The organism is Pseudorhodoferax aquiterrae (genome assembly GCF_014652235.1).
Taxonomy (GTDB): Bacteria; Pseudomonadota; Gammaproteobacteria; order Burkholderiales; family Burkholderiaceae_C; genus Pseudorhodoferax; species Pseudorhodoferax aquiterrae.
The window spans coordinates 92,130-107,187 of record NZ_BMYK01000015.1 but is presented as its reverse complement, the minus strand read 5'-3'; the positions used below and the strand labels follow the sequence as shown (position 1 = coordinate 107,187).

Here is a 15,058-nt window from a genome sequence, read left to right as displayed (position 1 = left end):
GGCGGCCGGACGCCACTGACATGCCCGGACTTGCCTGCGCGCCGGCCCGGCCCGGCGCGATCCTGACGGCCGCGGCGGCGCGCGACTGGCGCGTGCTCGTGGTCGATGGCGACGAGGAGGTGCACGCTGCCGCGCAGGCCGGCCTGCAGGGCCTGGTGCTGTTCGGCGCACCCGTGCTGCTGCTGCAGGCGCGCAGCGAGGCCGAGGCGCGCGCCGTGCTGCGCCGCGAGCGCGACCTGGCCGTCGTGCTGCTGGGCGTGGACGCGGCGCCGCACACCGATTGGGGACTGGTGGAGTTCCTGCGCGAAGGCCTGGCCCTGCAGCACACGCGCATCGTGCTGCGCACCGAGCACGCCGGCCCGGCGCTGGAGCAGCTGCTGCGCTACGACATCGCCGACTGCCGCAGCAAGGCCGAGCTGGCACCGGCGCGGCTGCAGGCCACCGTGGCCGCCGCGCTGCGCGCCTACGAGCAGCTGTGCAACACCGAGGCCAGCCGGCGCAGCCTGGAGCGCATCGTGCAGTCCGGCACCGCGCTGCTGGAGCAGACCAGCCTGCAGGCCTTCGCGGGCGCCGTCATCACCCAGCTCGCCGCGGTGCTGGACGTGCCAGAGGAAGGGATGCTGTGCTGGCGCGATGCCTCGGCCACCGACGGGGGCGGCCAGGTGCTGGCCGCGGCCGGCCGCTTCGCCGGCCTGGCCGGCCAGGCGCTGCAGGCCTTGCCCGCCAGCCGCGCCGTGCAGCTGCTGCGCCGAGCGCTGGTGCAGGGCGGCAACTGCCATGGCGAGCAGGGTGGCGTGGCGCTGTACCTGGGCCGGCGCGACGGCCAGGACATGGCCGTCTACGTGCAGGCGCCGCGGCTGCGCAGCCGGGCCGACCGCCAGCTGCTCGACGTGTTCTGCACCAACCTGCGCACGCTGCGGCACAACCGGGGCCTGCTCGAGCGGCTGCACCAGTCGGCCTACTTCGATGCACAGGTCGGCCTGCCCAACCGCGCGCACTTCATCGAGAAGGTGGACGCCTGCGCGCGGCGCGGGGCGCGCAACCACATCCTGGCCCTGCTGGACATCGACGACTTCAGCGCCGCCAACGACGTCATGGGCCACCGCTTCGGCGACCGCCTGCTGGCCGCCGTGGCGCGCAGGCTGGCCGAGGCCGTGCCGCCCGGCGTGCTGCTCGCGCGCGTGGGGCCGGACACCTTCGGCGCCCTCGGCACCACCGAGCAGGTAGTGCCGCAGCGCCTGCTGGAGTGCGTGCGCCAGCCCGTGCTGGTGGACGGCGTGCCGCACAAGGTCACGCTGACCTGCGGCCATGTGTTGCTGCCGCAGGTGGCGCAGGCCGGTGTCGACCTCGTCAAGGACGCCACCATCGCGCTCAAGCGGGCCAAACGCGACCACCGCGGCCAGGACCTGCGCTACGCCGAACAGATGGGCGCCGAGGCGCGCGACCGCGCGCTGCTGCTGTCCGAGCTGCGCACCGCCATCGACGAGGCGCGCCTGTACCTGGTCTACCAGCCGCAGCGCGACCTGCGCACCCAGGCGCTGGTGGGCCTGGAGGCGCTGCTGCGCTGGCGCACCGAGGACGGCCGGCTGGTTCCGCCGGACCGCTTCATCCCGGTGGCCGAGCATTCCGGCCTCATCGTGCCGCTGGGCCAGTGGGTGCTGGCCAACGCCTGCGCCACCATGCGCGAGATGCTGGACCTGGGCTGCGCGCCGCGCCGCATGGCGGTCAACGTCTCGGTCGCGCAGCTGCGCGACCCCGGCTTCTTCGAGACCGTGCGCGCCGCGCTGGCAGCGCACGCGCTGCAGGGCCACCATCTGGAACTGGAGATCACCGAATCGGTGGCCGTGCTGCCCACGCAGCTGCTGGAGTCCACGCTCTCGGCGCTGCGCGCGGAGGGCATCACCATCGCCATCGACGACTTCGGCACCGGCTACTCCTCGCTGAGCTACCTGGAGCGGCTGCCGCTGGACCGCATCAAGATCGACCGCGGCTTCGTGCGCCAGTTGCGCGAGGCCCAGGGCGCACGCATCGCCGAGACCGTCACGCAACTGGGCCGCAAGCTGGGCCTGCAGGTGCTGGCCGAAGGCATCGAGGACGCGGCCACCTGGCAGGCGCTGGTGGACATGGGCTGCCACGAAGGGCAGGGCTTCCACATCGCGCCGCCGATGGAGCGCGACGCCCTGCTGAACTGGCTGCGCGCCCCGGCCCTGGTCTGAGAACGTGTGAACGAACCGCTCACACCCACGCGAGGCCCCCAATGAGCTCCTGCTTCCATCATGATCCTCGCGCCCGGGGCCTCGCCCTTCAGGCCGGGGCGCGCCAGGCCGCATGCGGGCGTTGCGGTCCTTGCCCGGGCACGAGCCCGGGCGGCGGCCCGCGCCTTCGCCTGCGGCCCGCCGCACCCCGTCGTGGGCGCGATCGGTTCATTCACACGTTCTGAGCGATGCCCCTGCGCCGGCCGAGCTTCTCGGGGTCTGCCCGGGGGGCGATGCTGTAATGGTCCGATGGTCGATACAGGATTCGGTACGCGTGAAACGCCGGGCGCGCGGCTGCTGGTCGTGGGCGGCGGCATCGCCGGGCTGGAGATCGCCACCGTGCTCGGGCGGCGCTGGCGCGGGCGGGCCGGCGCGCCCACGGTCACGCTGCTGGACCGCGACGCCGCCCATGTCTGGAAGCCCATGCTGCACACGATCGCGGCCGGCACGCGCGACATCGCGATGCAGCAGACCACCTACGTGGCCCAGGCGCGCGAAGCGGGCTTCGTCTACCAGCCCGGCGCGCTGAACGGCCTGGACCGCAAGCGCCGCGTGGTGCAGGTCGCCCCGCTGCATGCCGAGGACGGCCGCCTGCTGGTGCCGGCGCGCGAGCTGCCCTACGAACTTCTGGTGCTCGCGGTGGGCAGCCAGGCCAACGACTTCGGCACGCCGGGCGTGGCCGAGCATTGCCATGCCATCGATTCGCGGCTGCAGGCCGACGCCTTCAGCCGCGAGGTGCGGCTGCGCATGCTGCAGTGCGTGGCCATGGGGCAGCCGCTGTCGATCGCCATCGTGGGCGGCGGCGCCACCGGCGTGGAACTGGCGGCCGAACTCGTGCAGCTGACCGAGACCGCCGAGGCCTATGGCGCCCGGGGCCTGGCCGAACGCATCACGATCACGCTGCTGGAGGCCGGGCCGCGGCTGCTGGCCGCGTTCCCGCGCGACATCTCGGCCGCCACGCAGCAGCGCCTGCAGACGCTGGGCGTGCGCGTGCGCACCGGCACCCAGGTCCGCGCCGCGCGCGCCGAGGGCCTCGAACTGGCCGACGGCAGCCTGCTCGCGGCCACGCTGCAGGTCTGGGCGGCCGGCGTCAAGGGTCCGGCCGTGCTGGCCGGGCTGGACGGGCTGGAGACCAGCCGCAGCCAGCAGCTGCTGGTCACGCCATCGCTGCAGACCACGCGCGACGATGCCATCTATGCCCTGGGCGACTGCGCGCGCCTGACGCTGCCGGGCCAGGAGCGCCCGCTGCCGCCGACGGCCCAGGTGGCGCACCAGCAGGCCCGCCACCTGGCGCGCCACCTGCCCGGGGTGCTGGCGGCCGGCCGGCCGGTGCCGCCGTTCCGCTTCCGCGACTTCGGCGCGCTCGTCGCGCTGGCCGACTACGACGCCTTCGGCTCGCTGGGCCGCTTCGGCTTCTTCGACGGCGGCACCGTCCACGGCCGGCTCGCGCAGCTGAGCCACGCCATGCTGTACCGCAGCCACCAGGCGCGTCTGCACGGCTTCTGGCGCGGCGGCCTGCTGTGGCTGGCCGACCGCATTCAGGCGCGCGTGCGGCCGCCGATCCGGCTGGATTGAGCGTGGGGGCGCCGGCGTGGACCGCCGGCCACCGATGTCCCGTCTTGCGATGTCTCGAAAGACCCCTCTGACACTTCGGCGCCAGGAGCGTGGGCGGGCACCTGGTTGCGCCGGACCCGCATGGCCCAGTGGAACACCGGCGTGGCCAGCAGTGTCGAGGCGATGGCCATCAGCACGAGGATGGCGAAGAGCCCGGGCAGGATCACGCCGGCCTGCAGCCCGATGTTGATGATGATCAGCTCCATGAGACCACGCGCGTTCATGAGCGCCCCGATCGCGAGCGCATCGCGCTGCGGTTCGCCGGCGAGCCGCGCGGCGGCCCAGCAGGCCAGGCCTTTCCCGCCGAAGGAGGCCGCGAGAATGGCCAGCGCGGCCATGCCGATGGCAGGATCGAACAGCACATCGAGGCGTGTGTTCAGGCCCGAGTAGGTGAAGAACATGGGCAGCAGGAACACCACCACGAAGGGCTGCAGCTGTTCGCGCAGCTGTTGCACCATGGGCCCGCGCGGCATGCACGCGCCGAGCAGGAAGCCGCCGAACACGGCATGGATGCCGATGGCGTCCATGGCGAAGGCGCTGAGCGCGAACAGCACGAGGACCAGGGCCAGTGTGGCGCTGCCACCGGGCACGCCGCATGGCAGGCGGCGCAACAGCCGTGTGCCGACGAACACCATGAACAGCGCATAGGCCGCCCCACCGCCGATGGCCAGCCAGGCACCGCCCCAGGAGCCGCCGAAGCTCGCCAGCACCACGGCCAGGATGCACCAGGCCAGCGCATCGTCGACCGCGCCGGCGGTCAACGCCAGCGTGCCGAGCGAGGTGCCGGCGAGCCCGCGCTCGTGGATGATGCGCGCCAGCATCGGGAAGGCCGTGATGGCGATGGCGGCGCCCAGGAACAGCGAGGCCTCCAGGGGCTGGACGCGCGCGGCGAACAGGCCGGGCACCTCGCGCAGCGCCGGCACCAGGGCGAAGGCGAGCACGAAGGGCACCAGCACGCCGGCCAGCGACACCGATGCCGCGCTGCGCAGCCGCGCGCGGAAGTGCCCGGCCTGGAACTCCGTGCCGACGAGGAACATGTACAGGCCGACGCCGAGCTGCGCGCCGACGTACAGCACGCCCATCGTCTCTTTCGGGAACAGCGCTTGCTGTGCCTGCGGCCACAGCCAGCCGAACAAGGATGGGCCCAGCAGCACCCCGGCGATCATCTCGCCGACGACCTGGGGCTGACCCAGGCGCTGCGCCAGGCGCCCGACCCATTGGGCGCAGGCGATGATGACGGCGATCTGCAGGAAAAAGTAGACCGAAAGCTGGCTGGTTGGCACGAGGAGTCCTTCTCGCCATGCGGCGGGCCGCCATTCTGCCGTGCGGGCCACCGGCAAGGGCCACGCCATGGGCGCAATGCAGGGACCGCAGCGGCTTCAGAGGGTGTTTCCGAAATGAATAGGCCCACGCCGGGGTGCCCTGCGGCCATGGGCAAGGCGCGACACGCAGGCCGTGCTGCTGCCCGGCCAAGTGGCGCAACGCAGCCCATGGCCGCAGGGCGCCCCGGCCCGAAGGGTGCGGCCCCAGGGCACGCCCACTCGGCGTTGCAAGGCTTGTGCGGGCAGACAGCCCGCACGGCGCCTTGCGCCTTGATTGGCCGCGCCCTGGGGCCACACGTGGGCCTATTGATTTCGGAAACACCCTCTCAGAGCGGCGCCAGCACTTCCTGGGCGTGGCGCGCCGCGATCCATTCCTCGTTGGTCGGCTCCACCGCCACGCGCACCGCGCTGCCGGCGGCCGAGATCAGCCCGGCATGGCGCGCGTTGGCCGCGTCGTCCAGCGCCACGCCCAGCCAGCCCAGTGCCGCGCAGATGCGCTGGCGCAGCGCCACGCTGTGTTCGCCCACGCCGGCCGTGAAGACCAGCAGGTCCAGCCCGCCGAGCGCGGCGGCCATGGCGCCGATCTCGCGCACGGTGCGGCGCACGTACAGCGCCAGTGCGAGCGCGGCGCGCGGTTCGTCGGCCTCGCGCGCCAGCAGCACGCGCGGATCGGGCGAGATGCCCGAGACGCCGAGCAGGCCGGACTCGTGGTAGAGCACGCGGCCGACCTGCTGCAGCGAGAGCTTTTCGATCTCCATGAGGTAGAGCACGGCGCCGGGGTCCAGCGCGCCGGTGCGCGTGCCCATCATGAGGCCGTCCAGCGCGGAAAAGCCCATGGTGGTCGCCACGCTCTGCAGGTCCAGCATGCCGCACAGGCTGGCACCGCTGCCCAGGTGGGCGACCACGGTGCGCCCGCGCGCCGCCGCGCCATAGCGCTCGCCCAGCGCCAGCGCCATGTACTCGTAGGACAGGCCGTGGAAGCCGTAGCGGCGCACCCCCCGCTCGAAGGCGGCGTAGGGCAGGGGCAGCACCTGCTCCACCAGCGGCAGGCTGCGGTGGAAGGCCGTGTCGAAGCAGGCCACCTGGGGCAGGTCGGGCTGCTCGCGCAGCAGGATCTCCATGGCCTCCAGCGCGAAGGGCTGGTGCAGCGGCGCCAGCGGCACCAGGGCCTTGAGCTCGGCCAGCACCTGGGCGTCCACACGCACCGGCGCCTGGTAGCGGGCGCCGCCGTGCACGACGCGGTGCGCCACGGCCGCCACGGGCCGGCCGTCCAGCCAGCGCAGCACCTCCTCGCGGATGCACTGCAGCGCCCGGGTGTAGGGCTGCTCCGTGCCCAACGCCACGGGGCGCACCGGCACGGTGCTGGCGCCCAAGTCGGGCGCCGGGCCGCCGATGCCCTGGACCTTGCCGTTCCAGGCCGGCTGGCGGTCCGGCGCCGCCGCATCGAAGAGGGCGAACTTGATGCTCGACGAGCCGCAGTTCAGCACGACGGTGAAAGATGTCATGGAGGTGCTCCGCAATGTCCCGGGCATTCTCGCCGCGGCGAGAATGGACGCTGGCGGTGCGCCGCCGTCCCTGGTCCGCTTCCTTCGCCATGCATACCGTCGAAACCGTGCTGCTGGTGCTCCTGCTCGGGGCCATGACCGGCATCGCGGCGCGCTACCTGCGCGCCATTCCGCTGCCTCTGATCCAGATCGCGCTCGGCGCGGCCCTGTCCTGGCCGCAGCAGGGCCTGCACATCGCGTTCGATCCGGAACTGTTCCTGCTGCTGTTCATCCCGCCGCTGCTGTTCGCCGACGGCTGGCGCATTCCCAAGCGCGAGTTCTTCGCGCTGTACCGGCCCATCCTGCGGCTCGCGCTGGGCCTGGTGCTGTTCACGGTGCTGGGCCTTGGCTACCTGATCCATTGGGTGATCCCGGCCATGCCGCTCACGGTGGCCTTCGCGCTGGCCGCCGTGGTCTCGCCGACCGATGCGGTGGCGGTCTCGGCCATCACGCGCAACCTGGGCATGCCGGCCAAGACCATGCATGTGCTGGAGGGCGAGTCGCTGCTCAACGATGCCTCGGGCCTGGTGGCGCTCAAGTTCGCGGTGGCGGCCACGCTGACGGGCGCCTTCTCGTGGGCCGATGCGGGCAAGGAGTTCCTCTGGGTGGCGCTGGGCGGCCTGGCCGTGGGCACCGGCCTGGGCTGGGCCTTCGCGCTGGGGCGCGAGACCGTCACGCGGCGCGTGGGCGACGTGGCCGCCACGCAGATGGTGCTGCTGCTGGTGCTGCTGCCCTTCGCGGCCTACCTGGTGGGCGAGCACATCGGCGTCTCGGGCATCCTGGCCGCGGTGGCGGCGGGCGTCACGACCAACTTCGCCGACCTGCGGCGCGGCGAGTTCGTGGCCGAGCGCATGCAGACCGAGGGCATCTGGACCATGGTGGAGGCGGCCTTCAACGGCGCCATCTTCCTGCTGCTGGGCCTGCAGCTGCCCTCCATCGTGGGCACCACGCTGGCCGCCGCCGGCGAGGACTGGTGGCAACCGGTCGGCGAGGCGCTGCTGATCACGCTGGCGCTGCTGGGCCTGCGCTTCATCTGGCTCACGCTGGGCGTGCGCGGCAGCCTGTGGCGCGCGCACGAGCGCGGCTCCATGGCCGAGCCGCCTTCGCCGCTGCTGACGCTGGCGACCACGCTGGCCGGCATCCGCGGCGCGGTGACGCTGGCCGGCGCGCTGTCGGTGCCGCTGCTGCTGCCCGGCGGCGACCCCTTCCCGGCGCGCGACCACCTGGTCTTCCTGGCCACGGCCACCATCCTGTTCACGCTGGTGATCGGCAGCGTGGGCCTGCCGCTGGTGCTGCGCCGCCTGCCGCCGGCCGGCGAGCCGCTGGCCTTGCGGGAGGAGCGCAACGCCCGGCTGGCCGCGTGCAAGGCCGCCATCGCGCACATGGCGAAGAAGGCACCGGCCACCACCGACCCCGAGCGGCTGGCCCAGATCCAGGAGGCCGTGGGGCGGCTCACGCAGGACTACCGCAAGCGCATCGACCTGTTGGAGGACCCGGCCCAGCCGACCACGCCCGAGGCCCAGGCCGAATCGCCCGATGCCGTGCGCCAGCGCCGCCAGCGCTACCTGCTGGAAATGGAGCTGCGGCTGAACGCGCTGCACGTGGAGCGCAACACCTTGTACGCCGAACGCCAGGCGCACCGCATCAACGACGAGTCGCTGCGCGCACTGGTGGGCGAGCTGGACCTGGCCGAGATCTCGCTGCGCAAGCGCCTGGCGGTGGCGCGCCAGGCCGCCGGCCTGGCGGGTGGCGCGCCGACGTCGCACTGAGAAGCTGTGAACGAACCCCTCACGACCACGCGAGGCCCGACGACCCGTGGTGTTCAGCACCACCGCCCCGCCCAGGGCCTCGCCCTTCGGGCCGGGGCGCGCCGAGCCACATGCGGGCGTTGCAGGCCTTGCCCGGGCATGAGCCCGGGCGGCGGCCTGCGCCTACGCCTGCGGCCCGGCGCACCCCGTCGTGGCCGCGATCGGTTCATTCACAGCTTCTGAGCGGGGCGGCCAGGCTCGGCTCATGCCATCTGCGCGATGGTCTTGCGGAAGCGGTGAAGCGACAGGCCGAACAGCGCGCTGCCGATCACCAGCAGGCAGGCGAAGGGCTTCCACACCACGTCCAGGCCGGCACCGCGGTACAGGATGGCCTGTGCCAGTTCGACGAAATGCGTCGTCGGTGCGAGCAGCATCACGTTCTGCACCAGCGCCGGCATGCTCTCGCGCGGGGTCATGCTGCCCGACAGCATCTGCAGCGGCAGCATGATCAACACCATCAGCAGGCCGAACTGCGGCATGCTGCGCGCCAGCGTCGCCAGCCAGATGCCCATCGCCGTGGTGGCGAACAGGCACAGCGCGGCCCCGGTCAGGAACAGCGGGATCGAGCCCTCCACAGGCACCTGCAGCAGCGTGCGCACGACGAGCTGCAGCGCCGTCCACGCGGCCAGCAGCACCACCAGCCCCATGGCCCAGACCTTGGCCAGCATGATCTCGGTGGGCGTGACCGGCATCACCAGCAGATGCTCGATGGTGCCGTGCTCGCGCTCGCGGATCAGCGCCGCGCCGGTCAGGATGATGGACAGCAGCGTGACGTTGTTGATGATCTGCATCAGCGCGCCGAACCACATCTGCTGCAGGCCGGGGTTGAAGCGCGCGCGCAGCGCCAGGTCCACCGGCAGGGCGGTGCCGGTACGGTGGCGCTGCACGAACTCGGTGACCTGGCCCAGCACGATCTGCTGCACGTAGCCGCTGCCCGAGAAGGCCTGGCTCATGCGCGTGGCGTCCACGTTGAGCTGCAGCTCGGCGCTGCGCCCGGCCAGCACGTCGCGCTGCAATCCCGGCGGGATGGCCAGCGCGAAGGTGATGCTGCCGGCGTCCATCGCCGCGTCCATTTCCGCTGGCGACTGCAGGTGCTGCGCCACGAACTGCGGCGCGTAGAACGCGGCGGCGATGCGCGCCGACAGCGGCGACGCGTCCTCGTCGAGGATGGCGATGGGTGCCTGGTGCAGCGTCTCGGGCATCGCCGTGCCCGCGGTGTAGACCGACACCGTGAAGGTGTAGGCGATCAGCACCAGCATGACCGGGTCGCGCCACAGGCTCCAGAGCTCCTTGATGCCCAGGCGCCAGATGTTGGACAGGTGCCGGCGCATCCTCAGCTCTCCTGCTTCTTCAGCAGCGCGATGGCCGCGCCCAGGATCACCGGGACCGAGGCCAGCAGCGGCCAGAAGGCACCCTGCAGGTCCGCCAGACCCAGCGCCTTGCCGAATACGCCGCGGCTGATGATGAACATGTGGGTGGCTGGAAAAATCTCGCCGACCAGGCGCCCCCCGCCTTCCAGCGAGGACACCGGGTTCGTCATGCCCGAGAACTGCGTGGCGGGGATCAGCGTGCCGATCATCGCGAAGAACATCGCGGCGATCTGGCTGCGGGTCAGGGCCGAGGCCAGCAGTCCCATGCCGGTGGCCGAGAAGCTGAACACCAGCGCCGCCAGCGCCAGTGTGCGGAAACTGCCCGTCATCGGCACGCCGAACGCGGTGACGGCGAGCAGGCACATCAGCAGGAAGTTCAGCATCGCCAGCGCCACGTAGGGCAACTGCTTGCCGAGCAGAAACTCGGCGCGCGTCACCGGTGTCACGTACAGGTTGATGATGGAACCCATCTCCTTCTCGCGCACCACGGCCAGCGCGGTCAGCATGGCCGGCAGCATCATCAGCAGCAGCGGGATCACGGCGGGCACCATCGCCGGCAGGCTGCGCACGTCGGGGTTGTAGCGAAAGCGGGTCTGCATCTGCACGGCGCTGCGGGAGGACAGGCCGCGCGCCTGCGCCTGCTCGGCCAGCCACTGCTGGTGCATGCCCTGCACGTAGCCCTTGACGGTCTCGGCGCGCTGCGGCATGGCGCCGTCGATCCAGGCACCGACAGCGACCTCTTGTCCGCGCAGCGCGCTGCGGCCGAAGCCGGGCGGCAGCTCGATGGCGAGGGCCAGCTCGCCGCTGCGCATGCGGCGGTCCAGCTCGGCGTAGTCGGTGATCGGCGGCCGTTCGCTGAAGTAGCGCGAGCCGGACAGGTTCAGCGCGTAGTTCTGGCTCAGGGTGCTCTGGTCCCGGTCCAGCACGGCGTAGTTCAGGTTCTCCACGTCCAGGCTGATGCCGTAGCCCATCACGAACATCAGGATCAGTGAGCCGGCCAGCGCCAGCGTGGCGCGCACCGGGTCGCGCTGCAGTTCGAGCGCCTCGCGCCACAGGTAGCTGTACAGGCGCTGCAGCGAGGCCGCCAGGCGTCCCGGCGCCCCGCCGTGCCCGGCCGGGGGTGCCACCGTCGCCACGGGCTGCACGGCGGGGGCGGCGTCGGCCTGCGCGCCGCCGCCGCCGGCCTCCAGCAGGTAGCCGATGAAGGCCTGCTCCAGCGTCGCGGCACCGCGCTTGTGCACCAGCCGGGCCGGCGTGTCGCTGTCGAGCACGCGGCCGGCGTGCATCATCGACATGCGGTCGCAGCGCGCGGCCTCGTTCATGAAGTGGGTCGAGATGAAAATGGTCACGCGGTCGCGCCGGGACAGCTCCACCAGCAGGCGCCAGAAGGCATCGCGGGCGACCGGATCGACGCCCGAGGTCGGCTCATCCAGGATCAGCAGCTCGGGCCGGTGCACCATCGCCACCGCCAGCGACAAGCGCTGGCGCAGTCCCAGCGGCAGGCTTTCGGGCAGGCTGTCCAGCACCTCGGCCAGGCCGAAGCGGGCCACCATCTCGTCCACGCGCGCGGCGCGCTCGGCCTGCGGCACGTGGAACAGCTGCGCGTGCAGCACCAGGTTCTGCCGCACCGTCAACTCGCCATACAGCGAAAAGGCCTGCGACATGTAGCCCACGCGCCGGCGTGTGGCGATGTCCCTGGGATCCACCGGCTGGCCGAACAGCGCGGCCTGGCCCGCGCTGGCCGGCAGCAGGCCGGTCAGCATCTTCATCGTGGTGGACTTGCCGCAGCCGTTGCTGCCGAGGAAGCCGAAGATCTCGCCGCGCCGGATCCGGAAGTCCACGTGGTCCACGGCCGTGAAATCGCCGAAGCGCATGGTCAGCCCGCGCGCCTCGATGGCGATGTCCTCGTGGCCGTCGTCGGGCAGCGGCGCAATCTCCACCGGCGCATGGCCGCGCTTGCGCTCCTCGGGCAGCAGCGCGATGAAGGCCTCCTCCAGCGAGCGCACCCGGGTGCGCGCCAGCAGTTCGGCCGGTGAGCCGGTGGCCAGCACGCGCCCGGCGTCCATCACGACCAGCCAGTCGAAGCCCTGGGCCTCGTCCATGTAGGCGGTGGCGACCAGCACGCTCATGCGCGGCCGTTCGCTGCGGATGCGGTCGATCAGCGCCCAGAACTGCGCGCGCGCCAGCGGATCGACGCCGGTGGTGGGTTCGTCCAGGATCAGCAGATCCGGGTCGTGGATCAGCGCACAGCACAGGCCGAGCTTTTGCTTCATGCCGCCGGACAGCTTGCCGGCCGGCCGCTCGAGGAAGGGCCGCAGGCCGGTGCTGGCGGTCAGCGTGTCGATGCGCTGACGCCGCGCGGCCGCGTCGTGGCCGAACAAGCGTGCGAAGAACTGCAGGTTTTCCTCGACCGACAGCGTGGGGTAGAGGTTGCGACCCAGTCCCTGCGGCATGTAGGCGATGCGTGTGCAGACGGCCGTGCGGTGGCGCCGGTCGGCCATGTTGCCGCCCAGCGCCTCGACCCGGCCTTCCTGAACCGCACGCGCGCCTGCCATCAGCGACAGCAGGCTGCTCTTGCCGACGCCGTCGGGCCCGATCAGCCCGACCATGCGCCCGGCCGGGATGTCCAGGTCCACGCCGTCCACGGCCAGCGTGGTGCCATGGCGCAGCCGCACGCCCGCCAGGCGCACGACCTGCGGGGCTTCAGCAGACATCGCTCACTCCGGCACCCGGGTGGTCAGTTCGGCCGGCCACGGCGCCTGCGCGTCGAGCTTGACCCAGGCCACGCCGGGCAGGCCGGTCTTGACCTGGTGCAGGTGCTTTTTCAGCAACGCCGGGTCGATCTGCGCCTTCACGCGGAACATCAGTTTCTGCCGCTCGCTGGCGGTCTCCACCGTCTTCGGCGTGAACTGCGCGGTGCTGGCGACGAAGCTGATCCTGGCCGGGATCACGTACTGCGGCGCCGCGTCCAGGACGATGCGCGCCTCGCTGCCGAGCGCGACGCGGCCGGCCACGGTCTCGGGCAGGAAGAAGCTCATGGAGACCTCGGACAGGTCGACGAGATTGAGCAGCTTGCCGCCGGCGGCCAGCACCTCGCCGGGCTGCGCCAGCCGGAACTGCACGCGGCCGTCGCGCGGCGCCTTGAGCGTGCTGTCGGCCATGTCGGCGTCGATGCGGGCCACGGTGGCCTCGGCCGCCTGCACCGCCGCGTCGGCGCCCACACGCTGGGCGCGCGCGGCGGCGATGGCCGCCTGCGCCGCGGCCAGCTGCGCACGCACGGCGGCCACCACGGCCTCGGCGCCGTGCACGCGCGCGCGGTCGTCGTCCAGTTCCTGCTGCGAGGAGGCGCCGTCGCGCGCCAGTGTCTCCGAGCGTGCCAGCCGGCGGCGCGCGGCATCCAGCTCGCTCTCGCGCTGGACCACCTGGGCCTGCACGGCCAGACGGTCGCTTTCCCGCGCGGTGACCTGGGCCTGGGCCTGGGCCACGCCGGTGACGGCCTGCTGCCGGCGTGCCAGCGCCTCGTTGCGCTGCGCGACGAGGCTGTCGATCTGCATCGTCGCCAGCGACTGGCCGGCGCTGACGAACGCCCCTTCGTCGACCAGCATCTCCTGCACACGGCCGGCGAGCTTGGTGGCGACATCGACCTCGGTGGCCTCGATGCGACCGTTGCCGCTGGCGAAGCCCTCGCCGGGGCCCTGTGGCTGGCGGGACTGCCAGGCCCACCAGCCCGCACTGGCGAGCACGGCGATGGCGAGGACGGGAAGCAAGCGGTTCCTGGTGGCCATGGTGCGGTGTCGGAGGTCAGGGTGCCGGTGCAGCGGCGGCCAGCGTGGCCGCGCCGCCGCCCAGCGCGGCGTACAGCGTGGTGCGGGCTGCCAGCAGCGCCCGGCGCGTCTGCACCAGTTGCTGCTCGGCGGCGAGCAGCTCGCGCTGCGCGTCGAGCACTTCGAGGAAGTTGGTGGCGCCAGCGTCGTAGCGCAGGCGGGCCAGCCGGGCGCGCTCGGCCTGCGCCTGCAGCGCCTCGCGCTGGCTGTCGGTCTGCTCGGCCAGCCAGCGCTGGGCCGACAAGGCGTCCGCCACCTCGCGGAAGGCGGCCTGGATGGTCTTCTCGTAGTCGGCCACGGCCAGGTCGCGCCGCACCTCGGCCAGCGCCAGGCCGGCCTCGCGCCGGCCCCTGTCGAACAGCGGCAGCGTCAGGCTCGGCGCGAAGGTCCAGGCGCGGCTGCCGCCATCGAACAGGCCGGCCAGTTCGGCGCTGGCCGTGCCGAAGCTGGCGGTCAGCGCGATGCGCGGGAAGAAGGCCGCGCGTGCCGCGCCGATGTTGGCGTTGGCGGCGCGCAGCCGGTGCTCGGCGGCCGCGATGTCGGGCCGGTGCGCCAGCAGTTCTGACGGCAGCCCGGGAGCCAGCGGCAGGACCACGGCGGCGTCGTCCAGCGGCCGTGCCGCGGCCGCCAGCGCGATCGGTGCGCCGACCAGCTGGACCAGTGCGTGCGCTCTTGCCGCGCGCTGCTGCTGCAGCTGCGCGGCCAGCGTCTGCGCCTGGCTGGCCAGCGCGCGCACCTGGGCCAGTTCCAGCCGGGAGGCGGCGCCGACCTCGAAGCGCCGCTGGAAGATGTGCAGCGATGCGTTGCGGCTGTCCACCGCCGCCTGGGCCAGCGCCAGCCGTTCGTCCAGCTCGCGCAGCTCCAGCCAGCCCTGGGCCACCTGCGCGACCAGCGACAGCGTCAGCGCACGGCGGGCAGCGTCGGTGGCCAGGTAGCTTTGCAGCGCGCTGTCCTGCAGGCTGCGCACGCGGCCCCAGAAGTCCAGCTCCCACGCCGCCAGCCCCAGGCCGGCCTGGTATTGGCCGGCCGTCAGCGCTTGGCGGGTGGGATTGAGGTCGCCCGGCGTCAGCGCGCGTGCGGCCTCGGCCGACAGGGAAAGTGTCGGCCGCGCATCGGCGCGCTGGATGCCGTAGGCGGCCCGCGCCTCCGCCACGCGCAGTGTGGCGCTGCGCAGGTCGCGGCTGTTGGCCAGCGCCTGGTCGATCAAGGCCAGCAGCGCCGGATCGCCGAAGGCCTCGCGCCAGCCGAGCCCCGACGGCTCCAGCGCGCCGGCGGCGGGCGCATCGTCAACATCTCCTCGGGCGTGGCCTTCAAGGGCAAC

General features: G+C 72.6%; 9 protein-coding genes. 3 read left to right on the top strand and 6 right to left on the bottom strand.

What is annotated here, in order from left to right; all coding sequences use genetic code 11:
• Positions 1 to 20 precede the first annotated feature (20 nt).
• Positions 21 to 2,216 (top strand): putative bifunctional diguanylate cyclase/phosphodiesterase, encoded by a 2,196-nt coding sequence (locus IE209_RS21020; protein WP_189688864.1) that lies wholly within the window; start codon positions 21 to 23, stop codon positions 2,214 to 2,216.
• A 288-nt stretch (positions 2,217 to 2,504) separates the two neighbouring features.
• Positions 2,505 to 3,830, top strand: a complete 1,326-nt coding sequence (locus IE209_RS21015; protein WP_189688863.1) for an NAD(P)/FAD-dependent oxidoreductase — start codon at positions 2,505 to 2,507, stop codon at positions 3,828 to 3,830.
• Here IE209_RS21015 and IE209_RS21010 read toward each other — a convergent pair.
• Positions 3,794 to 5,152, bottom strand: coding sequence for a cation:proton antiporter (locus tag IE209_RS21010; RefSeq protein WP_189688862.1), 1,359 nt, complete (start codon positions 5,150 to 5,152; stop codon positions 3,794 to 3,796). The two genes, IE209_RS21015 and IE209_RS21010, sit on opposite strands and share 37 nt — an antisense overlap.
• 365 nt (positions 5,153 to 5,517) lie before the next feature.
• Positions 5,518 to 6,696: an acetate/propionate family kinase gene (locus IE209_RS21005; protein ID WP_229882971.1), complete on the bottom strand. Its 1,179-nt coding sequence runs from the start codon at positions 6,694 to 6,696 to the stop codon at positions 5,518 to 5,520.
• Positions 6,697 to 6,785: 89 nt separating this feature from the next.
• Between IE209_RS21005 and IE209_RS21000 the strand changes: the two genes are divergently transcribed.
• A complete protein-coding gene (locus IE209_RS21000) occupies positions 6,786 to 8,504 on the top strand; it encodes a Na+/H+ antiporter (RefSeq protein WP_189688860.1) in 1,719 nt (572 codons plus the stop codon).
• Between the two features lie 242 nt (positions 8,505 to 8,746).
• Here the strand turns inward: IE209_RS21000 and IE209_RS20995 are convergent, their stop codons facing one another.
• The 4 genes from IE209_RS20995 to IE209_RS20980 form a co-directional block, all read right to left on the bottom strand.
• Complete coding sequence (locus IE209_RS20995; protein ID WP_189688859.1) at positions 8,747 to 9,874, bottom strand: ABC transporter permease; 1,128 nt, start codon at positions 9,872 to 9,874, stop codon at positions 8,747 to 8,749.
• A 2-nt stretch (positions 9,875 to 9,876) separates the two neighbouring features.
• On the bottom strand, positions 9,877 to 12,627 hold the full coding sequence (rbbA, locus tag IE209_RS20990) for a ribosome-associated ATPase/putative transporter RbbA (RefSeq protein WP_189688858.1): 2,751 nt from the start codon (positions 12,625 to 12,627) through the stop codon (positions 9,877 to 9,879).
• 3 nt (positions 12,628 to 12,630) lie between these two features.
• Positions 12,631 to 13,698 (bottom strand): HlyD family secretion protein, encoded by a 1,068-nt coding sequence (locus IE209_RS20985; protein WP_189688857.1) that lies wholly within the window; start codon positions 13,696 to 13,698, stop codon positions 12,631 to 12,633.
• A 16-nt stretch (positions 13,699 to 13,714) separates the two neighbouring features.
• A partial coding sequence (locus IE209_RS20980) for an efflux transporter outer membrane subunit (protein ID WP_229882970.1) occupies positions 13,715 to 15,058 on the bottom strand: 1,344 nt, incomplete at its 5' end.